Raw genomic sequence first — 21,705 nt, forward strand, 5'->3', positions numbered from 1 at the left:
GGATCACTCCTCACCAGAGAGCAACGCCATTTTGCTGTGGATCACCTTCACGGTCACCGGCTCGTGCCACACCGACCGCGGTCCGTTCAGAGGCCGTCGGCGCCCCGGGCGACACCGCGCGCCCACAGGACCAGCGGTATCTGGAGGGGCAGCCGGGCATAGGCGGCGACCTGCTGCGGCCGGGGCCGGTGACGCCAGTCGACGGCCATCTGCACATTGGCCGGAAACACACCGACGAAGAAGCCCGTGGTCACCCGAGCGGCGGCCACCCGGGTCCGAGGGTGGGCGAGTCCCGCGGCCAGGGCCAGTTCGACCGCTCCGCTGGCGTACGTCCAGGTGCGGGCCTTTCCGGGCAGAATCCGGGGAACGGTGCCGTCGAAGGCCTTCGGGACGACGAAGTGAAGAACCCCCGCTGTGCCCATGAGCCCGGCGAGCAGGACGGCGGAACGGCTCTGACCGGACATGGGTCTCCTTCGGCAACGGAACCTACTTAGCAGTAAGTTACGGGCTCCCGGCGTGCCGCGCACCCCTTACGGCGCGAGCAGCCGCCAGAGCAGCAGCAGACCCACACCGCACACGAGCAGTCCGGCGAGCAGGGCAAGCGCGCCCCGCCGCACGTTGTCGGGCTGGAAGCCGCCGAGCACGCTGAAGCACAGCCGCACGCCGTAGGCCACGGCCAGCGCCCCGCACACGGTGACGGCGAAACCGGCCGCGATGGCGTCCCACTGGTCCTCGAACGCCCGTTGATACGGCCCCGGCTTCCGGGTGGCCAGTACATATCCGGCCGAAGTGAACAGGGCGGCGGGGAAGGCCACCAGGCCGAAGAAGACGGTCAGTCGTCGGATCACCGGAGCGACCCCCCTTCCACGGGAAAGCGGGAGAGGCGTTCGCGGACCGACCGCTTCAGCCGTTCCTCCCACCGGTCCCGCTCCGCGACGTGGGTGAACAGCTCCCGCATCCGGTTCACCTCTTCGATCATGGTGCGTTCCTCCTCCACGAACCGGCGGTTCAGCGGCCGTTCGATCCTCAACAGGAGGGCGACGCACGCCGCGAGCGAAAGCGCGGCGGCGGTCAGGCCGACCGCGACGACCACGCCACCGGGGCCACCCCCCGTGGCGGCGGCGATGGCCAGCACCGCCGGGATCAGCACCGCGAGGGAGGCCGAGGCGATCCGGGGCCTGCGGACCCGTCGCCGCCGCGCGCTCAGCGCCTGGACTCCGGCCAGCCGCCGTTCCGCGGCCGCCAGCGTCCGCAGGAACGCCGCTCCGCCGTCGATCGCGGCCATGTCAGCCCCCGTCCCGCTGCGTGATGAACGTCTGGAGTTCCTGGCCGAAGTGGGTGCGCAGCGCACCGATCTGTGCGTCGTCCAGTTGCGAGGTGCCCACGGGCAGTCCCGGGAGGTACTGGTGGCGGATGAGCCGGGACGCCATCGGGAGGACGGACAGGCGCAGCGACGTCTCGTTCTCCAGGTCCCGCATGAGCGCGGCGAACGGGGACTCCCGGCGGGCCCGCCCCGGGATGTAGTGGTCGCGCGCCTCGTCGAGCCGGTCCCAGTACAGATCGCACTTGGAGACCGCGACGATCAGCCAGCGCAGCCGTTTGGCCAGCTGCCCGTCGATGATCGCGTCGACCAGGAGACGGAAGTCGGCCGCCTCCTTGCGACGGTGCCAGTTCCGTACGGCTTCCTGGTCGACGGCGCCGTCGGCGGCGAGCGCCTCGTGGACGTCGCGCTGGGAGCCGCGCTGCCAGATCCTGTTGTGCCCCCAGCAGACGACGTGGACGATGCCGTGCGGGGAGGCGTCGCCCCGCATCGTGTCCTGGAGTGCCCGTTCCCGCTGGGTGGACAGCTGCCCCGGGATGACGGTGAAGACGGTGCGGGTGCGGCGGTTGCCGGAGCGCAGGACCGTGGCGTGCTTCTCGATGTCGGGGCTGCGGGAGCTGTCGCTGTCACCCGTGCGGATGGACTGCGTCAGCGCGTCGTACAGGACGCTCTTGCCCGCCCCCGCCTCGCCCGTGACGGCGATGGGGTTGACCGAGAGGCCGAGCCGCCCGTGCAGTGCGGCCGCGGCGGCCCCCGCTCCCGGGCCGCCGCCGTCCACCGCGTGCCGGACGCTCTCCCACCGTGATCGGGTGTTCTCCCAGACGTCGGGCACGCGCGCAGCTCCCCCGGGTAGGCCGATGAGGAGATGCTATCGATCAACTGGAGGCTCCGCACGGGCACTTACGGGATTCGCGGGCGGCCCGGAGCCCCTGGCCCGGGACTACTGGATGAACCGCGGCAGCCAGCGCGCCTGATAGTCGGGGTGGCCCGCGTACTCGGCGGCCAGTTGCCGTACGGCGAAGCCCAGGCCCACGGCACGACCGGAGCGGAAGTCCTCGGCCGGGCGGTCGGTGTCCAGGTCGGCCACCTCGACGTACTCGCCGAGCATGACCCGGTTCGTCTCGATGCGTTCCAGGGTCCGCGCGGGGTCCTGAAGGGCGATGTGCTCGTCGAAGCCCCGGCCCCGCACCGTGAACGCCACCCCGCCGGTGCGGTCGTGGACCTCGCCCGGCACATCGGCCGGGCACCGCCATCGGTCCCCGCCGGCGGCCAGTGCGACGTGTTCCTCGTCGGCGAGCCGCGCCCGGACGAAGGCCACCATGTCTGCGTTGGCGCCCATGTGGATGCCGCTCCCTTGCGCTGATGGATCTCTGCACTCGATACGGGGAGCATTCTGGTGGACCGGACGCCGGGCGATCCACCTCCGCATCCGGTTCACCCCACCGTGTCCCCCTCGTTGCTCGCGGCCAGGTCGGCGAGGACCTTGTGCAGGGGTTCGGTCTTCCGGCGGCGGTACTCCTGCACCGCCCAGCCGTTGCCGTCCGGGTCGGTGAAGTACATGAAGGTCGCCCCGTCGTCGGGGGTGTACCGCTGCGGCTCGGAGACCTCGACGCCCCGGCCGATCAGCTCGGCGTGCGCGGCGTCGATGTCGGTGACGCAGAGCTGGAGTCCGTGGTACGTGCCGGGGCGCGGGGTTCCGGTCGGGTTGGGCAGTCCGTCGGTGAGGGCGATCGAACAGCCGGATCCGGGGGGCGTCAGCTGGACGACGCGGGCGCCCGGCATCACCTCGTCGTCGAGGTCGACGTGGAAGCCGAGTCCGTCCCGGTAGAAGTCCCGGGCCCGGTCGACGTCGGTCACGGGCAGCACGATCACTTCGAGGGTCCAGTCCATGGGTCAGCTCTCTCTCGCGGGTCTCTCGGCGCCGGGGTCGGGCCGTGGCTCGTCGGTGTCCGGCCGTGTCCCGTCCGTGCCGCCGGGCCGTGTCCCGTCCTTTTCGGCGACGTCCGTCCCCTCACCGGCGGGCGGTGCCGCGCCGCCCTGGAGGCGGGCCAGGTCGGCGGGCCTGACCTGGATGACGAACAGGGCGACCAGGGCGGCGACCACGGCGAAGCAGGCCGCGACGACGAAGGCGCTGGAGACGCCCGACGTGAGCACCTGGTCGCCCCAGGGCGGTGGCAGCTCGCCGGTCCTGCGGAACTCCAGCAGCTGGGCGGGCGTGCCCTCCTGGAGGAATCTCGGCACCTGGTCGGTCGCCTCGTTGCGGCTGGCCGTGCCGAACGTCGTGACCAGGATCGACAGCCCCAGGGACCCGCCGACCTGCTGGGTGGCGTTGAGGATGCCGGAGGCGGCGCCCGCCTCCTTCGGGGCGACGCCCGAGACCGCCATCAGGGTCAACGACACGAACTGCATGCCCATGCCGAAGCCGAACACGAGCATCGGGCCGAGGATCGAGCCGAGGTAGGAGCTGTGGACGTCGGTCAGCGTCAGCCAGCCGAGACCGGCGGCGGCCAGGAGCGCGCCCACCACCATGAAGGGTTTCGGTCCCCACCTGGGCAGCAGTTGGGAGGCCAGGCCGGCGCTGACCGCGATGACGGCGCTCACCGGAAGGAAGGCTAGGCCGGCCCGCAGCGGGCTGAAGTCGAGGACGTTCTGCACGAAGAGGGTCAGGAAGAAGAACATCCCGAACATCGCGGCGGCGAGGCTGAGCATCATCACGTAGGAGCCGGAGCGGTTGCGGTCGCGGAACATCCACAGCGGCGTGATGGGCTGTTTCGAGCCACGTTCGACCGTGATGAACACCGCGAGGAGCACCACGGCCACCACGAACGAGCCGAGGGTCAGCGCGTCGGTCCAGCCGTCCTCGGAGGCGCGGATGAAGCCGTAGACGAGCAGCACCATGCCGACCGTCGACGTGAGCGCGCCGGCGATGTCGAAGTGGCCCGGACGGCGTTCGGACTCGGGGATGTAGCGAGGGGTCGCGAAGGCGATCAGCAGGCCGATCGGTACGTTGACGAACAGGACCCAGCGCCAGTCCAGCCATTCCACCAGCAGCCCGCCGGCGAGCAGCCCGATCGCGCTGCCGCCCGCCGAGACGGCCGCGAACACCCCGAACGCGCGGTTGCGTTCGGGGCCCTCGCGAAACGTGGTGGTGATCAGCGACAGGGCGGTGGGCGAGGCGATCGCACCGCCGACGCCCTGGAGCGAGCGGGCGGCCAGCAACTGCCAGCCCTCCTGGGAGAGTCCGCCGAGCAGCGAGGCGAAGACGAAGAGGAGCACACCGAAGACGAAGACCCGGCGGCGGCCGAGGATGTCGCCGAGCCGTCCGCCGAGCAGCAGCAGACCGCCGAAGGTCAGCGTGTAGGCGTTGACGACCCAGGAGAGGTTCTCGGTGGAGAACCCCAGGTCCTTCTGCATGTGCGGAAGCGCGATGTTGACGATGGTGACGTCGAGCACCACCATCAGCTGGCACGAGGCGATGACCAGCAGTGCCAGTCCGCCGCGGTGCCGTTCGGAGGTGGCCGTATCAGCGGGTGTCGCGTGGGAGCCCGTCATGGTGGGGTTCGTCTCTCGTGCCGAGGGCAGTGCGCCCGGTGAGGGCGGCCGGTCTCTGCGTCGGTCGGATGAACGCGGGCGTTCACCCGACCGACGTTATGCCGGAACGCCGGGCCCCGCCATTCGAGCGAGCGCCGCCCGCGTGGGCGGCCGGACTCACTGGAGGGCGTGGACCGCGGTGCGGAAGAGGACGGGCGCCCGGTGGGCGGCGGCGACGATCAGCCGACCCGAGGCCGGATGGCCCGCGGCACCCAGCAGGGCCGCGGTGAGCAGGCGGTAGCGTCGAGTGACCCGCGCCCACCGCCGGGGGTAGTCGTCGGGCCGCCCGGCGGTCAGGCAGTCGACCGCGGCAGTCGCGGTGGCCACGGCGAGGGCGATCCCCTCCCCGGTCAGGGCGTCCACATAGCCCGCGGCGTCGCCGACCAGCAGAACGCGTCCGGCCAACGGGCCCCGTGCCCGCTGGCGCAGCGGCCCGGCCCCACGTACGGGGGTGGCCCCCGGGCTGTCCGCGAGCCGGGCCGCGAGGGCGGGGAAGGCGCCCAGATGCCGGTCGTAGGGGCGGCGGTCGCGGCTCAGGACCGCCACCCCCACCAGGCGGTCGCCGACCGGGGTCACGTACGCCTCTCCGTGCCGCGACCAGTGCACCTCGACGTGGTCCGTCCACGGGGCGAGCGCGTAGTGGCGGCGCAGGCCGTAGCGACCGGGTCCGGTGGCGGGCCGGTCGAGGCCCAGGGAGCGGCGCAGCGGCGAGTGGAGGCCGTCGGCGGCGACGAGCCAGCGCGCGGTGAGTCCGGCGGCGGTGACGGTGTCCTCGTCCTGCCGGATCTCCCCCGCCTTCGCGGCGACGACGCGTACGCCGAGGGCGGCGGCCCGCGCGTGCAGGGCGGTGTGCAGTTCGGTGCGGCGGACGCCCGCCCCGGGGCCGCCCCGGAAGGCCGCCTCCGCGCTGCGCCGGCCGTCGGTGTAGCGGATGCCGCGCAGTTCGTGGCCGCTCACCCGTACACCGAGGTCGCGCAGGGCAGCGACGCCGCCGGGCATGATGCCCTCGCCGCACGCCTTGTCGACGGGGGTGGTGCGCGGCTCGACCACCACCGCCTCCAGGCCCGCCGAAGCGGCCCGGATCGCGGCGGCCAGCCCGGCCGGTCCGCCGCCCACGACCAGGACGTCGATCACGCGGGTGCGTCCGCGGCCGGGAGGCGGGCGAGCGCCCCGTCCTCGCACCGGATCCGCACCACCATGAGCGCGGCGTTGAGGGCGGTGAAGACGAGGGCGGTCACCCAGGCCCCGTGGACCAGGGGCAGCGCGAGGCCTTCGGCGGCGACGGCGACGTAGTTGGGGTGGCTCAGCCACCGGTAGGGGCCGCCGGTGACCCGGGGCAGGCCGGGGACCACGATGACCCGGGTGTTCCAGCGGGGGCCGAGGGCGCGGATGCACCACCAGCGCAGCACCTGCGAGGCCACGACGACGGCGGCCATCGCCCAGCCGAGTGCGGCCGGAAAGGGGCGTTCGGCGAACCGGACCTCCGCCAGACAGCCGAGCAGGAGTGCGGTGTGCAGCGCGACCATCGCCGGATAGTGTCCGCGGCCCGATTCGACGCCGCCCCGGGCGAGGCTCCAGCGGGCGTTGCGGCGGGCCACGACGAGTTCGGCGAGGCGCTCGGCCGCGACGGCCAGCACCAGGAGGGTGTACCAGGTCGAGGTCATGGGGGTCTCTCCTTCCTACCAGCGCAGCAGCACCAGTTCGCAGCAGAATCCCGGGCCCATGGCCAGCAGCAGTCCGGGGGTGCCCGGCTCGGGGCGGCGCTGTTCGATGGTGTCCCGCAGAACGTGCAGGACCGAGGACGAGGACAGGTTGCCGACGTCGGCCAGCGAGCGCCAGGTGACGTCGAGCGCGCCGTCGGGCAGATCGAGGACCTCGGTGACGGTCTCCAGCACCTTGGGTCCGCCCGGGTGGCACACCCAGTGGGCGACGTCCTTCGGCTTGAGGCCGTGTTCGTCGAGGAACTCCCGTACGTCGTCGGCGAGGTACTGGCGTACGACGTCGGGCACGGCCGGATCGAGGACGACGCGGAACCCGGTGGAGCCGACGTCCCAGCCCATGACGTGCTCGGTGTCCGGGTACATCCGGCTGCGGGTGGCCACGATCTCGGGGCCGGCGACGGCGCGGCGGCCGCCGAGGGCGACCACGGCGGCCGCACCGTCGCCGAACAGCGCGGTCGCCACCAGATTGGCGGGCGACGCGTCGTCGCGCTGGAAGGTGAGGGAGCAGAGCTCGACCGACAGGAGCACGGCCACGTCGTCGGGGTGGCCGAGGAGGTAGTCGTGCAACCGGGCCGTCCCGGCGGCTCCTGCGACGCAGCCGAGGCCGAAGACGGGCAGCCGTTTGACGTCCGACCGCATTCCCAGGCGGGTCACGAGCCGGGCGTCGACGGAGGGGGCGGCGATGCCGGTGACCGAGGTGAACATCAGCAGGTCCACATCGGTGGGCCGCAGCCCCGCCGCCCGCAGCGCACCGCGTACGGCCTGGGCGCCGAGGTCCACGGCGGACCGGATGAACACGTCGTTGGAGGCGCCGAAGCCGTCGAGTTCGCGGTAGCCGTCGAGAGGCAGCACGGTGTGCCGGGTGCGGACCCGGGCGTTCTCGTGGAGCCGGTCCAGGACACGGCGGTCGGTTCCGGGCGGCAGGCAGGTACGGGCCACCATGTCGGTGACCTCGCGCTGGGTGTGGCGGTGGGGCGGCAGGGCCCCGTGAACCGCGGCGATGCGGGTCATTCTGCCTCCTGCTTCGGTGGCGTCATGGCCCCATCCTGCCCACAAAATCCGATGGAACGGCGTAAAGGACCCGCCCGGTCGCCGCAGTGACGGGGTGCCAGGCCCCTAGGATCACCTGATGGACGCCACGGACAGGGTGAGCCCGGCCGGAGCGGAGCCGGTCGGAGCGGATCCGGCCGAAGCGGGGCCTGCCGCAGGGGACCCCGCCGGCGCGTGGCGACGCGGCCGGGTCGTGGGGCTCGCGCTCACGTGCCACCCGGGACCGGCGCTCGCCGTGACCGCGCTCACCCTCGCCCTCGCCCTCGGCTCCGGCCTCGGTGGCCCCCGCTCCACGCTGGTCACGGCGGCGGTGCTGACCGGCCAGCTCTCGGTGGGCTGGTGCAACGACGCGTACGACGCGCGGCGTGACGCCGATGCCGGCCGCCGGGGGAAGCCCGCGGCCGATGGCAGGGTCCAGGGGCGTGCGGTGTGGACGGCGGCGATGTCGGCGCTCGCCCTGTGCGTACCGCTCTCGCTGGCCTGCGGGGTCCTCGCCGGCGCGGTGCACCTCGCCGCGGTCGCCGCCGCCTGGCTCTACAACCTGCGGCTCAAGGCGACCGCCCTGTCCTGGCTCCCGTACGTGGCCGGATTCGGCGCTCTGCCCGCCACCGTCGCCCTCTCCCTGCCCGGCGGGCCGTGGCCCCGGTGGTGGACGGTGACGGCCGGGGCCCTGCTCGGGTTCGCGGCACATCTGGCCGACACGCTCCCGGACATCGCGGCGGACCGGGCGGCCGGGATCCGAGGTCTCCCGCACCGGCTGGGCGACCGGGGCACCCGGCTGCTGCTGCCGGTTCCGCTCCTCGGCGCCACGGCGGTGCTGGCGTTCGGACCGCCCGGGCCGCTGGACGGTGGGGGTGCGGCGGCGCTCGCGCTGGCCGGTGCTGCGTCGCTCGCGGGCCCGGCTCTCGGCCGCCGGTGGCGCAAGGCCGCCCTGGCCGGAGCGGTGGCCGTGGCTTCGGTGGATCTGGCGCTGCTGCTGGCCCGGGGTGCGGCCGGGGCCTGAACAAGCCCACCCGATAACTCGCCTGGCGATGCGTCAGCCGCGACACCTGAATGACATGGCCATGCGAAGACCGTTGACAAATCAGAAACAGGGCAGAAATCTATGAACCTCTCACCGCAAAAGATTGACTTGTGGGCTCAAATAACGTGGAAGCAGAGGACATCATGAGATGGAAACGACGCACCGGACACTCGATCACCGGGCTGCTGATAGCCGGAATGGTCTCGGTCGGGCTTCTGCCCGTCGCCGCGAGCGCGGCTGAGGCCACCGATCTGGCCCGGGGCAAGCCCGTCGTCGCCAGCGGAACGCACGGCGGGTTCCCGGCTGCCAACGCCAACGACGGCAAGGTCGACAGCTACTGGGAGTCGAACGGGCTGCCGGCCGACCTCACGGTGAAGCTCGGCGCCGACGCGGATCTGGAGTCCGTGGTGGTCAAGCTCAACCCCGACCCGATCTGGGGCAGCCGGACCCAGGACATCCAGGTGCTCGGCCGGACCCAGGACGGCACCGCGTTCACCTCGCTCCGGGCCCGCGCCGCCTACGGGTTCGACCCGTCGGGCAACCAGAACACCGTCACGATCCCGGTGGACGGCCGGGTCGCCGACCTCCAGCTCAAGTTCTTCGCCAACACCGGGGCTCCCGGCGCGCAGATCGCCGAGGTCCAGGTCCTGGGGACGGCAGCGCCCAACCCGGATCTGACCGTGAGCGCTCTGTCCTGGAGTCCCTCGGCCCCGTCCGAGACGGACGACATCACCGTCCGGGGGACCGTCCGGAACGCAGGTTCGGCCGCCTCCCCCGCGACGACCGTCAACGTCAGCCTGGGCGGCGTGGTCGTGGGCAGCGCGCCGGTCGGCCCGCTCGCCGCGGGAGCCTCGGCCCCGGTCTCGGTCGAGGTCGGCAAGCGGCCGCAGGGCTCGTACACCGTCTCGGCGCTGGTGGACCCGACCGACACCGTCGCCGAGTCGGACAACACCAACAACAGCCGTACCACCGCCTCCCCACTGGTCATCGGGCAGAGCCCCGGCCCCGACCTGGAGGTCCGTTCCATTTCCTCCAGCCCGGCCAACCCGGCCGTCGGCGCTGCGGTCACTTTCACCGTCGCGGTGCACAACCGCGGCACCAGCGCGGTGAGCGCGGGCACGGTCACCCGGCTGACGGTCGGTTCCACGACGCTCAACGGCACCACACCGGCCATCGCGGCGGGCGCTACCGCGAACGTCACGGTCGGCGGCAGCTGGACGGCGGCGAGCGGCGGCACGACGCTGACCGCCACCGCGGACGCCACGAACCAGGTCACGGAGACCAGCGAGACCAACAACACCTTCGCCCGCTCCATCGTCGTCGGGCGCGGCGCGGCCGTACCGTACACCGAGCTGGAGGCGGAGAACGCCACCTACCAGGGCACGCTGCTGAAGTCGGACGCCGAGCGCACCTTCGGGCACACCAACTTCGCCACCGAGTCCTCAGGACGCGAGTCGGTGCGGCTCAACTCCACCGGTCAGTTCGTGGAGTTCACCTCGACCGCCCCGTCGAACTCGGTCGTCGTGCGCAACTCCATCCCGGACGCGCCGGGCGGTGGCGGCCGCGAGGCGACCATCAGTCTCTACGCCAACGGCCAGTTCGTGCGCAAGATCGACCTCTCCTCGAAGCACAGCTGGCTGTACGGGAACACCGACAGCCCCGAAGGGCTCACCAACACCCCCGGTGGCGACGCGCGGCGGCTGTTCGACGAGTCGCACGCCCTGCTCACGCAGACCTACCCGGCGGGCACGAAGTTCCGGCTCCAGCGCGACGCGAGCGACAACGCCTCCTTCTACGTCATCGACCTGATCGACCTGGAGCAGGTGGCGGCGCCCTCGTCCCAGCCCTCGGGCTGTGTGTCCATCACGACGTACGGCGCGGTGGCGAACGACGGGATCGACGACACGGCGGCGATCCAGCGCGCGGTAACGGCGAACCAGACCGGTCAGATCGACTGCGTGTGGATCCCGGCCGGCCAGTGGCGCCAGGAGCAGAAGATCCTCACCGACGACCCGCTCGACCGGGGCCAGTTCAACCAGGTCGGCATCCGTGATGTGACCATCCGGGGCGCGGGCATGTGGCACTCCCAGCTCTACACCCTCACCCCGCCGCACGAGGCGGGCGGCATCAACCACCCGCACGAGGGCAACTTCGGTTTCGACATCGACGAGAACACGCAAATCTCCGACATCGCCATCTTCGGCTCCGGCACCATCCGCGGCGGTGACGGCAACCACGAGGGCGGCGTCGCGCTGAACGGCCGGTTCGGCAAGGACACGAAGATCAGCGACGTCTGGATCGAGCACGCCAACGTGGGCGTCTGGGCCGGTCGGGACTTCACCAACATCCCCGAGCTGTGGAACCCGGGCGACGGCGTCGAGTTCACCGGGATGCGGATCCGCAACACCTACGCCGACGGCATCAACTTCGCCAACGGCACCCGCAACTCCACGGTCTACAACTCGTCGTTCCGCAACACCGGCGACGACGCCCTCGCGGTCTGGTCCAGCAAGTACGTCAAGGACCAGTCCGTCGACATCGGCCACGACAACAGCTTCCGCAACAACACCATCCAGCTCCCGTGGCGTGCCAACGGCATCGCGATCTACGGGGGTTACGACAACAAGATCGAGAACAACCTGATCTCCGACACGATGAACTACCCGGCCATCATGCTGGCGACCGACCACGACCCGCTGCCCTTCTCCGGGCAGACGCTGATCGCCAACAACGGCCTGTACCGCACCGGCGGAGCCTTCTGGAACGAGGACCAGGAGTTCGGCGCGATCACCCTCTTCCCGCAGAATCTGCCGATCCCCGGAGTCACGATCCGCGACACGGACATCGTCGACTCCACGTATGACGGCATCCAGTTCAAGACGGGCGGCGGCCTGATGCAGGACGTCAAGATCGAGAACGTCCGGATCGACAAGTCCAACAACGGATCCGGCATCCTCGCGATGGGCGGCGCGCGCGGCAGCGCGACGCTCAGTGACGTGACGATCACCGACTCGCGTGACGGCCACGTCACCATCGAGCCCGGTTCGCAGTTCACGGTCTCCGGCGCCCCGAACGGCACACGGGCCAAGCGCTAGCCGCTGCCGCGTTCCCGGGCCGCGGACCGTCTCCGGCCCGGGAACACCCGTTCTCGGGAACACCCCTGTCCACCGTACGAATTGGGTCCCGCACGGCTCTGGGAAGTGCGAGGTCCCGGGGCTACCCTCCGCGCATGATTCCCACGGTTGTCTGGGGTACCGGCAACGTCGGCCGCGCGGCGATCCGCGCCGTCGAGGCCCATCCGGCGCTGACACTCGCCGCCGTCCTCGTGCACGACTCCGCCAAGGTCGGCCGCGACGCGGGCGAGCTCGGCGGCGTCGGGCGCACACTCGGGGTCGCGGCCACCGACGACATCTCCGCCGTCCTGGCCGCCCGCCCCCGGGCGGTCGTCTACGCGGCGTCCGGCGACATCCGTCCCGACGACGCCCTCGCCGACATCGGCCGGGCGATCCGGGGCGGCGCGGTGGTCGTCACGCCCTCCCTCTATCCGCTCTACGATCAGCGCAACGCCCCGCCGGAGCTGCGGGACCCGGTCCTGGCCGCCGTCGCCGAGGGGGGCGGTTCCCTCTTCGTCTCCGGGGTCGACCCCGGCTGGGGCAACGACGTCCTGCCCCTGCTGGTCAGCGGCCTCGGTACCGAGGTGGACGCCATCCGCTGCCAGGAGATCTTCGACTACTCCACGTACGAGCAGGAGGAGTCGGTGCGCCATCTGATCGGCATGGGGCACCCCATGGACTACGAACCGCTGATGCTGGCGGAGACCGTTCCGACGATGGTGTGGGGCGGTCAGATACGGCTCATGGCGCGGGCGCTGGACGTGGAGCTGGACGAGATCCGCGAGACCCTGGACCGTCGGGCACTGGAGTCGACGGTAGCGACCCGCACGATGGGCGAGTTCGCGGCGGGCACCCAGGGGGCGGTGCGCTTCGAGGTACAGGGCATCGTGGACGGCGTGCCGCGCATCGTCATCGAGCACATCACCCGGATCCATCCCTCGTGCGCCCCGGACTGGCCGTCCCCGCCGGACGGAGTGGGCGCGCACCGGGTGGTGATCGAGGGCCGCCCCCGTATCGAGGTGACGGTCGAGGCCTCCGACGAGGACGAGAACCGGTCGGCGGGCGGGAACGCCACCGCGGTCGGGCGGCTCGTCTGCGCCATCGACTGGCTGGTGGACGCGGAGCCGGGCCTGTACGACGCACTGGACGTTCCGCTGCGGCCTGCGGTCGGCAGGCTGGGAAGGAGACCGGCATGATCATCGATGTTCCGGAGGGCCAGGAGCCCATCGGTTACGTATGGGGGGAGATGGTCCCCGGCATCGGCATGGCCGCCGCCACCTTCTCGATGTCCGTGTACGAGCACACGACCCTGGGGCTGCGGGAGTTCGAGGCGGCCAGGCTGCGGGTCGCGCAGATCAACGGGTGCCTGTTCTGCCTGGACTGGCGGACCGAGCGGGACGGGGCGAAGGTCGAGGAGGAGTTCGCCGGGGCGGTGACCGAGTGGCGTACGACCGACGCCTTCGACGAGCGGACCCGGCTCGCGGCGGAGTACGCCGAGCGGTACACCCTCGACCACCACGGTCTGGACGACGCCTTCTGGAAGCGGATGACCGCGCACTACAGCCAGGCGGAGATCGTGGAGCTGACGATGAGCATCGGCTCGTGGCTGGCGTTCGGACGGCTCAACCACGTGCTGGGGATCGACGCGGTGTGCGTCCTGCCCGGTCACGGGTGACAGGCGGACGCCTCCTGACGGAGTCCGGGGCCGCCGGGTTGGCACTCCCGGCCCCGGACTCTCCGTGACTCCCCGTGTCCTCGGGTCGCCTACAGATCGGTGGCGATGATCCGTTCGATGTTGCGCTCGGCGAGCGCGGTGATGGTGACGAACGGGTTCACACTGGTGTTGCCGGGGATCAGTGCGCCGTCGATGACGTACAGGCCCGTGTAGCCGTGCAGCCGGCCGTAGTTGTCGGTGGCCTTGTCCAGGACCGCGCCGCCCAGCGGGTGGTAGGTGAGGTGGTCGCCCCAGATCTTGTGGACGCCGAAGAGGTCCGTGCGGTAGATCGTCCCTTCCTTCCGATTGATCTTGTCGAAGATCGTCTTCGCGGCGTCGATGGACGGCTGCTTCCACGCCGTCTGCCAGTTCAGTTCGGCCTTCCCCGCAGCCGCGTTCCAGGTGAACTGGGCCCGGTTCGGGTTCTTGGTGATGGAGAGGTAGAACGAGGCCCACGTCTCGATCCCGGTGGGCAGCGGCGCGACTTCGGCGAACGCTCCGCCGGCGTCCCAGTTGTCGATGCCGCCGGTGGGGATGGACGACTGCACCTGCCCCGTCGGGTCCCAGAGGTGATTGGCCCGGCCGCACATGACGTTGCCGTTGTCGCCCCAGCCCCTGCCGACCTCGCTGTTGAGGAGGGGCAGCGCACCGGTGGCCTTGAGGCCGACGAGCAGCTTGCTGGTGCCGACGCTGCCCGCGGCGAAGAACACCCTGTCCGCCGTGACGGTCTTGGTGGCGGCCGTCCGGCCGACGGTGTCCAGCTGGTCGATGAGCACCGTGTAGCCGCCGCCCGGGGCCGGGGTGACCGTGGTGACCTTGTGGAGCGGGGAGATGGTGACCCGGCCGGTGGCCCTGATCCGGTCGAGGTAGGTCTTCTGGAGCGATTTCTTGCCGTAGTTGTTGCCGTAGAGGATCTCGGCGTCCAGGGCCGACTTGGGAACGGTCCCGGCCGCCTCCTGCTTCATGTAGTCCCAGTCGTAGACGGCGGGGACGAAGAGGAACGGGAAGCCGGAGCGCTGGGCGTGCTTCCGGCCGACCCGGGCGTACTGGTAGCAGTCGACGCTGTCGAACCAGGCGGGGTCGATGGTGGTGACGCCCAGTCCGCTGTTGGCGCGCGGGTAGTAGGTGCTGTACATCTCCTGGGCGTTCACGGTGGGGAGGATCGCGCCGAAGTTCTCCCGGCGCGGGGTGACGGCCATACCGCCGTTGACCAGGGACCCGCCGCCCACGCCGCGGCCCTGGTAGACCGTGATGCCGGCGAACTCCTCGGCGTCCAGGATGCCGGTGTAGCGGTTGACGCCCTTGTCGATGGGGAAGCCGAGGAAGTTGCTCAGCGGCTGCTTGGTCCGGGTCCGCAGCCAGAAGGAGCGGTCGTCGGGCCTGGTGGTGTTGGCGAAGATCTTGCCGTCCGCGCCCGGAGTGTCCCAGGCCATGCCCATCTCGACCATATGGACGTCGACCCCGGCCTGGGCGAGCCGGAGGGCGGCCACGGAGCCGCCGTATCCGGTGCCGACGACCAGGACCGGCACCCGGGCGCCGGAGCCGATCGGCGCTGATGCCGCCCGGACGCCCGCCCACGCCGGTGCGGTGTGCCCGGCGATCGCCGCAGCACCCAGAAGAGAACCTGTTCCAGCGATGAATTTCCGACGCGAAACACCCTTGGTCTCGCCATTCCACTTGCTAGTTTCGCTCATGTGACATCCCTCACTCTCGACAGAGTGGAACAGGTTCTACTGTCGATCGCGTGGTAAGTCACTAGAAACCCGGGGGTAACTTCCCGGCATCGCCCGGCATGACGGAGGGGCCCCGGACCATGAGGTCCGGGGCCCCTCGGGCTCGGGCGAGGAGGATCAGTAGGCGCCGAAGACGTTGTCGATCGAGCCGTACCGGTCCGCGGCGTAGTTGCACGCGGCCGTGATGTTGGCGACCGGGTCGTAGCTGTCGGTCGAGGTGCCGGGCACGTGGTAGGCCTGGAAGGTCGGGTCGATGACCTGGAGCAGCCCCTTGGACGGGGTGCCCTTGACCGCGTTGGAGTCCCAGTTGTTGATCGCGGCCGGGTTGCCCGAGGACTCGCGCAGGATGTTGCGGTGGATGCCCTCGTAGGTGCCGGGGATGCCCTGTTCGGCCATGACCGCCAGGGACTCCTTGATCCAGCCGTCGAGGTCGTTCGTGTACGTGACGGCCTTCTCGGCGGCCGGAGCGGCCTTTGCCACGGGAGCGGCGTCGATGCGCTCCGAACGGTCGGCGCGGTCCGCCTCTCCGCCGCGCGCGGCGGACGGGGAAGCCTTGGCGGCCTTGTCCACCTTGCCGCCCGAAGGGGCCTCGGCCTTGGTTCCGAGGGCCAGCTTGATACCGGGGTGAATAAGATCGGGATTCTCTCCGACGATCTTCCGGTTGCCTTCGTACAGCTTCTCCCAGCCGCCGCTGACGGAATATGCGCGGGCGATCTTGGAAAGCGTTTCACCGGCCGCGACGGAATGCTGGGCGGGCGCGGCCTTCACGGCGGAATCCGCTTGGGCCACCGAGGTGGGCGCTACGGCCTGCTGCGGCGCGGCGGTGGGCGCGGGGGCCGCGAAGGCACTGGTGGCACCGATCACCGGGAGGGCGAGAACGGCTCCGCCGACGGTCACGACGGCGAGGCCGCGACGCAGCGAGGTGGACTGGGGACGACGGTGCTTACCCTGTGCGGGCATGGGGGATTTCCTCTCCGGCGCCTGCGAGGTGAGCTGTCGGGTTCAGACGGGAGATGTCTGGCCGCACGCTCGTGCGACTTCACCCCAAGCCGTTCCGGTTACGGATCGGCGACTTACCTGGGTCCCCCGCTCCTGCCGTACGTGAGTGGGTTTCGGATTCCCGGACGGCGGCAGGATTCGGCGTTCCATCCGGATTGACGGTGACCGTAGGCGAGAAACGCCGAACAGAACAAGCCCCGCATTCCGGATTTCCCTTTACATACAAGATCGAAAGGCGGAATTGCCGGATCGGGTCGCTCCGTCACTCCGTCAACTTTCCTCACACAGAAGGGAACCAATGCTTCCGCTTCCACGTCCGCGCCCCCGGACGTGACGCTCACCACTCCCTTGCGACGATGGCGAAAACAAGCTCCAACGAATGCCTCAACATCCCCGATAAGCCCCTTATGGAACAGGGCGCCTAAAAGAAACAAATCACCCATAACGACACAGGTAAACGGACTAATCGGACACTTTAGGCAGGGCCGGTCGGAGAGCCCGCGGGGCGATCGCTTACGGTGTGCGGTGGAGACTAGTAAGCCAACCCTTACCTCCGACGTACGCTGTACCTGCCCGCGTTCGCCCGCCCCGAAGGATCACCACGCCATGACACGCCCCGTCCGCGTCGCCATTGTCGGAGCCGGCCCCGCCGGTATCTACGCTGCGGACGCGCTGCTCAAATCCGAGGTCTGCCAGGACCCGGGGGTCTCTATCGACCTCTTCGAGCGCATGCCCGCGCCCTTCGGTCTGATCCGTTACGGCGTGGCCCCCGACCACCCGCGGATCAAGGGCATCGTCAAGGCTCTGCACCAGGTGCTGGACAAGCCCCAGATCCGTCTCTTCGGGAACGTCAGCTACCCGCACGACATCGGCCTGGACGACCTGCGGTCGTTCTACGACGCGGTGATCTTCTCCACCGGCGCCGAGGCCGACCGGGCGCTCGACGTGCCCGGCATCCAGCTGGAGGGCTCCTACGGCGCGGCCGAGTTCGTCTCCTGGTACGACGGACACCCCGAGGTCCCGCGCACCTGGCCGCTCACCGCGGAGAAGGTCGCCGTGCTCGGCGTCGGGAACGTGGCGCTGGACGTGGCACGCGTCCTGGCCAAGACGGCGGACGAGCTGCTGCCCACCGAGATCCCGGACAACGTGTACCAGGGCCTCAAGGAGAACAAGGCGCTGGAGGTGCACGTGTTCGGGCGGCGTGGCCCCGCACAGGCCAAGTTCAGCCCGATGGAGCTGCGGGAGCTGGACCACTCCCCCAACATCGAGGTCATCGTCAACCCCGAGGACATCGAGTACGACGAGGGCTCCATCGCGACCCGCCGGGAGAACAAGCAGGCCAACATGGTCGCGCAGACCCTGGAGAACTGGGCGATCCGCGACGTCGGCGACCGCCCGCACAAGCTGTTCCTGCACTTCTTCGAGTCCCCGGTCGAGATCCTCGGCGAGGACGGCAAGGTCGTGGCACTGCGCACCGAGCGCACCGAGCTGGACGGCACCGGCAACGTCCGGGGCACCGGTCGGTTCACCGACTGGGACATGCAGAGCGTCTACCGCGCCGTCGGCTACTACTCGGAGGAGCTGCCCAAGCTCCCCTTCGACGTGACCTCCGGCACCGTGCCGCACGAGGCGGGCCGCGTCATCGCCGGCGACGAGCACATGAGCTCGGTCTACGTCACCGGTTGGATCAAGCGCGGTCCGATCGGTCTGATCGGGCACACCAAGGGCGACGCCAACGAGACGGTCGCCTGTGTCCTGGAGGACCGTGCCGCCGGGCGGCTGCCCGAGCCGGCGACGCCCGCCCCGGAGGCCGTCGAGGCCTTCCTGGAAGACCGCGGCGTGCGCTACACGACCTGGGAGGGCTGGCACAGGCTGGACGCCCACGAGCAGGCACTGGGCGCGGCCCAGGGCCGTGAGCGGGTCAAGGTCGTGGAGCGCGAGGGCATGCTGGAGGCCTCCGGCTCCTTCGTGCCGACCGAGCGTCCCGCCGACGCCTGATCAGCGTTGATCTGCGCTTGATCAGCGCCTGATCGACAGTGCGGCCTCTAGGGGGCCGGATCCGGGGCGCCCGCCGTGCGCCCCGGGTCCGGCCTCCTGAACGTGCGCCACAGGTCGGGTCCGGGCGCCCGGACCTCCCGGGTCCTCCGGGCCGCCGGAGTCCCGGCCCACCGGGCGGCGAGCAGGATCGCGATGTCGTCGGGGCGGTCGACGGCCGCCCTGGCCTCTCCGATGACCTGGTCGGCCGTCTCGGCCAGGGGGACCGCACCGATGCGTTCGACAGTGGCCCGCAGCCGCTCGATCCCCTCGTCGATGTCCGTCCCGGGGCGCTCGATCAGCCCGTCCGTGAACAGGGCGAGCATCGCCCCCGGTTCGAGGCGCATCTCCGTGACCGGGTAGGCGGCGTGGCCGTCGATCCCGAGCACGATGCCGCCGGGCAGGTCCAGCACTTCCGTCCGGCCGTCCGGCCGCCGCAGTACAGGCTGCGGATGCCCCGCCCTCACCGCGCGGGCCACTCCGGTCACCGGGTCCAGGGTGATGTAACAGCAGCTCGCGAACTGTCCCGGGTCGAGGTCGATGAGCAGCCGGTTCGTCCCGCTCATCACCTCCTGCGGATCATGGTTGCTCAGCGCGAACGCCCTCACCGCACTGCGCAGTTGACCCATGGTCGCGGCGGCGGAGACACCATGCCCCTGTACGTCGCCGATGATCAGGGCGAGTTCGTGGCCGGTCTCGATGACGTCGTACCAGTCGCCGCCCACGTCCATGCCCTGGGTGCCGGAGAGGTAGCGCCCCAGGGTGTCCACCCCGTCCACTTCGGGCAGCCGGTGCGGCAGCAGGGCGTCCTGGAGTCCGCGGGCGAGGGCCGCCTCGCTGTCGTAGCGCCGGGCACGCTTCAGGGCCTGGGCGATGAGTCCGGCCAGTGCCGTCAGGACCGTACGTTCCTCCGGGCTGAAGCCGCGAGGGCGGTCGAAGCCGAGAATGCAGGAGCCGACCGGCCGCCCCGAGGCGATCAGCGGCAGGAACGCTCGCGCTCCGACGTCCGCGTCGATCGGAATGCCCGGGTAGGCCTCGGCCAGGCGCTGCATGGACTCGAAGAACATCGGGCGGCCCGTCGTCAGGGTCTCCACCCCGGGAATGCTGACGTCGAGCTCGACCCCTTCGAAGCGGTCGAGGAAACCCTTCGGGAACCCTGTCTCCCAGGCCAGGTGGAGGTGGCCCTCGTCCAGCAGGTAGATGGCGAGCTGGCGGCCACCGAACGCGGGCAGCAACTCCTCCGTGACCACTGCGGAGACCTGACGTGCCGTGACCGCCTCGGTCAGCGCGATGGCGAGGGCCACCGGCCGGTACAGCGCCGAGGAACGGTCGGCGGTCGAGCCGATGCCCAGGCCGGGCGCGGTGACCGAGCCCGGGGCGTAGTCCGGCCGGTCGGTCGCCTGGAGGACGACGCTCACCCCGTCGTGGCCCGGGTACAGGGACACCGACAGCCAGCGTGACGGGGGGCGGCGGGCGAGGAAGTGGACGGGCTCGTCGGCCATCAGGGCGGCCCGGTAGTGGTCCTCGTAGGCCTCGTGCCCGAACCACGGCAGTGCCTGCCACACGACGTGACCCACGAGCTCCGCCCTGGTGTGGCCGAGCAGCTCTTCGGCGAGGCCGTTCGCGTAGGTGATCCGGCCCAGTCTGTCGAGGGAGAGGACACCGCGGGGCAGCCGGTCGGCGGCTTCCGGAACGACGGGGCCCGCTCCGAGGTCGACCAGGAAGCCGCTCAGACGACCGGCGGACGCATCGCCGTCCGGGTGCGTCCAGCGGCCGGAGAGCTCCAGCAGATGGGACCGGCCGTCGGGGCCGCGCAGCCTCATCCGGCGGACGACCGGTTCGGCCGATTCCATCGTCCGGCGGGCCAGCGCCCACAGTCCGTACACGTCCTCCGGGACGAGCCGTTCGGCGAGCGCGTCGACGGTGCCCGGGAAGGCGGCGGGCTCGAATCCGAGGATGGCGCAGAGTTCGTCGTCGGCGGCGACCCGCCCGGAGTGCAGGTCCCACTCGAAGCGGCCGACCCGCACGGGGGGCGCGGTGGCGGCGGGCAGTTGCACGGGGACCGGCTCGGTCTCCCATACGCAGTCGATGCCCCGCCGCCCCAGATCGGTGAGCGCGTCACCGAGCCGGTGGCCCAGGCGGTGCAGCCGGTCGCCGTCGGCGGGGGCGACCGGCTGCCCCGGTGTGGAGGCCCGCAGGACCGCCAGCACGCCCACGCTCCCCCACGGTCCGGTGATCGGTACCCACAGCGAACCGAACGGGAACGGCAGTCCGGCCATCAGCTGCGGGAACCGGCGCATCGCCTCCTCCGCGTCGGAGAGCAGCACGGGCCGCCCCGAGCGGTAGGCCTCGGACACCGGGAAGGGCCGGTTCACATGCATCCGCCACCAGGGCCGGAACAGCGGGCCCGGCAGTCCGGCGAGCACCGCGAGCCGCAGGAGCCCGGGCGTCCGGCTGCGGAGGTAGACGCCGCCCGCGTAGCCGTCGCTCGACTCGACGGCGCTGACGAGGGCCTGCGCGAGCACGAGGGACAGCTCGTCGGGCACCCGGCCACCCTCGTGTTCCCCGGCCGCGGCCCCGATTCCGGCGGGCGGGGGATGCCGGGGCGTTTCGTGCCGGGTCACACAGCCAGCATGCTCCCGGTGCGGGGTACCCCGCACCTCCGGCGACCGGCCGCCCCCCGACGGCCGGTCGCGGACGGTGGCCTCAGTACAGCTTGGCGACGGCGGTGCGCGTCGTCTTCCTGAAGCCCTCCAGCGGAGCGCCGTCGAGTTCGCCCAGCTGCCCCCACTCGACGACGGTCACCGCCCTGCCGTCGCGGCCCACGGAGTAGAGCCCGATGTCGGTGGAGCCGACCTCCGGATACGACGTGTCGATACTGTAGACGTGCGCGCCCTCCTCGATGTCGACGCGGCCCTGGTAGAACGCCTCCCCCTCCAGGCCGGGGTCCTGCTCCTTCAGCCGGTCGAGGCAGGTCTCCAGGGCGCTGCGCAGTTCGGCGGCGAGCGCCCTGGCCTGAGCGGTGCTGGCGGCGACCGTGATGGTCTGGCGGGCGCCGGTGTCCAGTTCGGTGCGGAAGTCGCGGTGGCGGGTGCCGGCCGCCGGGGCGATGCCCGCGGTGCACACCGACCCGTCCGCCGGCACTCCCTGGCGTACGGGACCGGCCGTCCAGGGGGTGAGGGAGGCGGGCAGCCCGCCCGCGCTCAGGAACTTCGGCTGGACGGGAGCGGGGGCCGGCGCCGCGATGGCGGGCACCTGGGCCAGGGCGGTGACGGTCAGGCCCGCGGCAGCGGCGGTCAGAAGGACGGTGCGAAGAGTGCGCATGGTGAGGTTTCCCCGTTTCGGACGGTTCACATGGCTTCGGACGGTGCGGTCAGGTGGTCGTACGGCGTAGCGCCGAGGCGT

Annotated in this window: 19 protein-coding genes and 1 riboswitch; of the genes, 5 read left to right on the top strand and 14 right to left on the bottom strand. The window is 71.1% G+C overall.

From position 1 onward, the window contains the following. Nucleotides 1–86 precede the first annotated feature (86 nt). The 10 genes from ACIRJT_RS05030 to ACIRJT_RS05075 all read right to left on the bottom strand — a co-directional run bounded on the left by ACIRJT_RS05030 (nt 87) and on the right by ACIRJT_RS05075 (nt 7,644). Complete coding sequence (locus tag ACIRJT_RS05030; protein ID WP_403904668.1) at nt 87–464, bottom strand: hypothetical protein; 378 nt, start codon at nt 462–464, stop codon at nt 87–89. 66 nt (nt 465–530) lie between these two features. Further along, nucleotides 531–848: a hypothetical protein gene (locus ACIRJT_RS05035; protein WP_403904671.1), complete on the bottom strand. Its 318-nt coding sequence runs from the start codon at nt 846–848 to the stop codon at nt 531–533. Beyond that, complete coding sequence (locus ACIRJT_RS05040) at nt 845–1,285, bottom strand: hypothetical protein (RefSeq protein WP_403904673.1); 441 nt, start codon at nt 1,283–1,285, stop codon at nt 845–847. The genes ACIRJT_RS05035 and ACIRJT_RS05040 overlap by 4 nt, the downstream gene beginning before the upstream one ends. 1 nt (nt 1,286) lies before the next feature. Beyond that, complete coding sequence (locus ACIRJT_RS05045; protein ID WP_403904676.1) at nt 1,287–2,153, bottom strand: hypothetical protein; 867 nt, start codon at nt 2,151–2,153, stop codon at nt 1,287–1,289. Between the two features lie 108 nt (nt 2,154–2,261). Beyond that, nucleotides 2,262–2,660 carry a DUF6221 family protein gene (locus tag ACIRJT_RS05050; protein ID WP_215103238.1) on the bottom strand — a complete coding sequence of 133 codons (399 nt, stop codon included), beginning with the start codon at nt 2,658–2,660 and terminating at the stop codon, nt 2,262–2,264. 95 nt (nt 2,661–2,755) lie between these two features. Beyond that, complete coding sequence (locus ACIRJT_RS05055) at nt 2,756–3,211, bottom strand: VOC family protein (protein WP_403904679.1); 456 nt, start codon at nt 3,209–3,211, stop codon at nt 2,756–2,758. Nucleotides 3,212–3,214: 3 nt separating this feature from the next. Further along, complete coding sequence (locus ACIRJT_RS05060) at nt 3,215–4,873, bottom strand: MFS transporter (RefSeq protein ID WP_403904682.1); 1,659 nt, start codon at nt 4,871–4,873, stop codon at nt 3,215–3,217. A gap of 156 nt (nt 4,874–5,029) precedes the next feature. Further along, nucleotides 5,030–6,046: an NAD(P)/FAD-dependent oxidoreductase gene (locus ACIRJT_RS05065; RefSeq protein WP_403904684.1), complete on the bottom strand. Its 1,017-nt coding sequence runs from the start codon at nt 6,044–6,046 to the stop codon at nt 5,030–5,032. Continuing rightward, nucleotides 6,043–6,576, bottom strand: a complete 534-nt coding sequence (locus ACIRJT_RS05070; protein ID WP_403904686.1) for an isoprenylcysteine carboxyl methyltransferase family protein — start codon at nt 6,574–6,576, stop codon at nt 6,043–6,045. The genes ACIRJT_RS05065 and ACIRJT_RS05070 overlap by 4 nt, the downstream gene beginning before the upstream one ends. A 15-nt stretch (nt 6,577–6,591) precedes the next feature. Then, nucleotides 6,592–7,644 carry a type III polyketide synthase gene (locus ACIRJT_RS05075; protein WP_403904688.1) on the bottom strand — a complete coding sequence of 351 codons (1,053 nt, stop codon included), beginning with the start codon at nt 7,642–7,644 and terminating at the stop codon, nt 6,592–6,594. Nucleotides 7,645–7,762: 118 nt separating this feature from the next. On the opposite strand from ACIRJT_RS05075, the gene ACIRJT_RS05080 reads away from it, so the two are divergent. From ACIRJT_RS05080 to ACIRJT_RS05095, 4 genes are all read left to right on the top strand, one after another. Further along, nucleotides 7,763–8,686, top strand: a complete 924-nt coding sequence (locus ACIRJT_RS05080; RefSeq protein WP_403904690.1) for a UbiA family prenyltransferase — start codon at nt 7,763–7,765, stop codon at nt 8,684–8,686. A gap of 164 nt (nt 8,687–8,850) precedes the next feature. Continuing rightward, nucleotides 8,851–11,802: a CARDB domain-containing protein gene (locus tag ACIRJT_RS05085; RefSeq protein ID WP_403904692.1), complete on the top strand. Its 2,952-nt coding sequence runs from the start codon at nt 8,851–8,853 to the stop codon at nt 11,800–11,802. 134 nt (nt 11,803–11,936) lie between these two features. Beyond that, the gene (locus tag ACIRJT_RS05090; protein WP_403904695.1) at nt 11,937–13,016 is read left to right on the top strand and encodes a dihydrodipicolinate reductase; all 1,080 of its coding nucleotides are present in this window, start codon (nt 11,937–11,939) and stop codon (nt 13,014–13,016) included. Then, nucleotides 13,013–13,495 (top strand): carboxymuconolactone decarboxylase family protein, encoded by a 483-nt coding sequence (locus ACIRJT_RS05095; RefSeq protein WP_050362829.1) that lies wholly within the window; start codon nt 13,013–13,015, stop codon nt 13,493–13,495. Before ACIRJT_RS05090 ends, ACIRJT_RS05095 begins: the two co-directional genes overlap by 4 nt. Before the next feature lie 89 nt (nt 13,496–13,584). Here the strand turns inward: ACIRJT_RS05095 and ACIRJT_RS05100 are convergent, their stop codons facing one another. Together ACIRJT_RS05100 and ACIRJT_RS05105 are read right to left on the bottom strand one after the other, a co-directional pair. After that, nucleotides 13,585–15,228: a GMC oxidoreductase gene (locus ACIRJT_RS05100; RefSeq protein WP_403904698.1), complete on the bottom strand. Its 1,644-nt coding sequence runs from the start codon at nt 15,226–15,228 to the stop codon at nt 13,585–13,587. A gap of 156 nt (nt 15,229–15,384) precedes the next feature. Continuing rightward, nucleotides 15,385–16,227: a transglycosylase SLT domain-containing protein gene (locus ACIRJT_RS05105; protein ID WP_403904700.1), complete on the bottom strand. Its 843-nt coding sequence runs from the start codon at nt 16,225–16,227 to the stop codon at nt 15,385–15,387. Nucleotides 16,228–16,232: 5 nt separating this feature from the next. Then, a riboswitch (cyclic di-AMP (ydaO/yuaA leader) is annotated at nt 16,233–16,420 on the bottom strand. A 452-nt stretch (nt 16,421–16,872) separates the two neighbouring features. Between ACIRJT_RS05105 and ACIRJT_RS05110 the strand changes: the two genes are divergently transcribed. Further along, nucleotides 16,873–18,264, top strand: a complete 1,392-nt coding sequence (locus tag ACIRJT_RS05110; RefSeq protein WP_403904702.1) for an FAD-dependent oxidoreductase — start codon at nt 16,873–16,875, stop codon at nt 18,262–18,264. A gap of 47 nt (nt 18,265–18,311) precedes the next feature. Here ACIRJT_RS05110 and ACIRJT_RS05115 read toward each other — a convergent pair whose 3' ends face one another. Continuing rightward, the gene (locus ACIRJT_RS05115) at nt 18,312–20,846 is read right to left on the bottom strand and encodes a SpoIIE family protein phosphatase (RefSeq protein WP_403905450.1); all 2,535 of its coding nucleotides are present in this window, start codon (nt 20,844–20,846) and stop codon (nt 18,312–18,314) included. A 160-nt stretch (nt 20,847–21,006) separates the two neighbouring features. Then, on the bottom strand, nt 21,007–21,624 hold the full coding sequence (locus tag ACIRJT_RS05120; RefSeq protein WP_403904705.1) for a hypothetical protein: 618 nt from the start codon (nt 21,622–21,624) through the stop codon (nt 21,007–21,009). Nucleotides 21,625–21,705 lie beyond the last annotated feature (81 nt).

This window comes from Streptomyces sp. NPDC102283, assembly GCF_044766265.1.
In the GTDB taxonomy this organism is placed as follows: Bacteria; Actinomycetota; Actinomycetes; order Streptomycetales; family Streptomycetaceae; genus Streptomyces.

Bases quoted from the DNA above. Each gene is read 5' to 3' on its own strand.
- ACIRJT_RS05030 (WP_403904668.1), bottom strand. From the start codon at position 464: ATGTCCGGTCAGAGCCGTTCCGCCGTCCTGCTCGCCGGGCTCATGGGC.
- ACIRJT_RS05040 (WP_403904673.1), bottom strand. From the start codon at position 1,285: ATGGCCGCGATCGACGGCGGAGCGGCGTTCCTGCGGACGCTGGCGGCC.
- ACIRJT_RS05050 (WP_215103238.1), bottom strand. From the start codon at position 2,660: ATGGGCGCCAACGCAGACATGGTGGCCTTCGTCCGGGCGCGGCTCGCC.
- ACIRJT_RS05055 (WP_403904679.1), bottom strand. From the start codon at position 3,211: ATGGACTGGACCCTCGAAGTGATCGTGCTGCCCGTGACCGACGTCGAC.
- ACIRJT_RS05060 (WP_403904682.1), bottom strand. From the start codon at position 4,873: ATGACGGGCTCCCACGCGACACCCGCTGATACGGCCACCTCCGAACGG.
- ACIRJT_RS05070 (WP_403904686.1), bottom strand. From the start codon at position 6,576: ATGACCTCGACCTGGTACACCCTCCTGGTGCTGGCCGTCGCGGCCGAG.
- ACIRJT_RS05075 (WP_403904688.1), bottom strand. From the start codon at position 7,644: ATGACCCGCATCGCCGCGGTTCACGGGGCCCTGCCGCCCCACCGCCAC.
- ACIRJT_RS05080 (WP_403904690.1), top strand. From the start codon at position 7,763: ATGGACGCCACGGACAGGGTGAGCCCGGCCGGAGCGGAGCCGGTCGGA.
- ACIRJT_RS05085 (WP_403904692.1), top strand. From the start codon at position 8,851: ATGAGATGGAAACGACGCACCGGACACTCGATCACCGGGCTGCTGATA.
- ACIRJT_RS05090 (WP_403904695.1), top strand. From the start codon at position 11,937: ATGATTCCCACGGTTGTCTGGGGTACCGGCAACGTCGGCCGCGCGGCG.
- ACIRJT_RS05095 (WP_050362829.1), top strand. From the start codon at position 13,013: ATGATCATCGATGTTCCGGAGGGCCAGGAGCCCATCGGTTACGTATGG.
- ACIRJT_RS05100 (WP_403904698.1), bottom strand. From the start codon at position 15,228: ATGAGCGAAACTAGCAAGTGGAATGGCGAGACCAAGGGTGTTTCGCGT.
- ACIRJT_RS05105 (WP_403904700.1), bottom strand. From the start codon at position 16,227: ATGCCCGCACAGGGTAAGCACCGTCGTCCCCAGTCCACCTCGCTGCGT.
- ACIRJT_RS05110 (WP_403904702.1), top strand. From the start codon at position 16,873: ATGACACGCCCCGTCCGCGTCGCCATTGTCGGAGCCGGCCCCGCCGGT.
- ACIRJT_RS05120 (WP_403904705.1), bottom strand. From the start codon at position 21,624: ATGCGCACTCTTCGCACCGTCCTTCTGACCGCCGCTGCCGCGGGCCTG.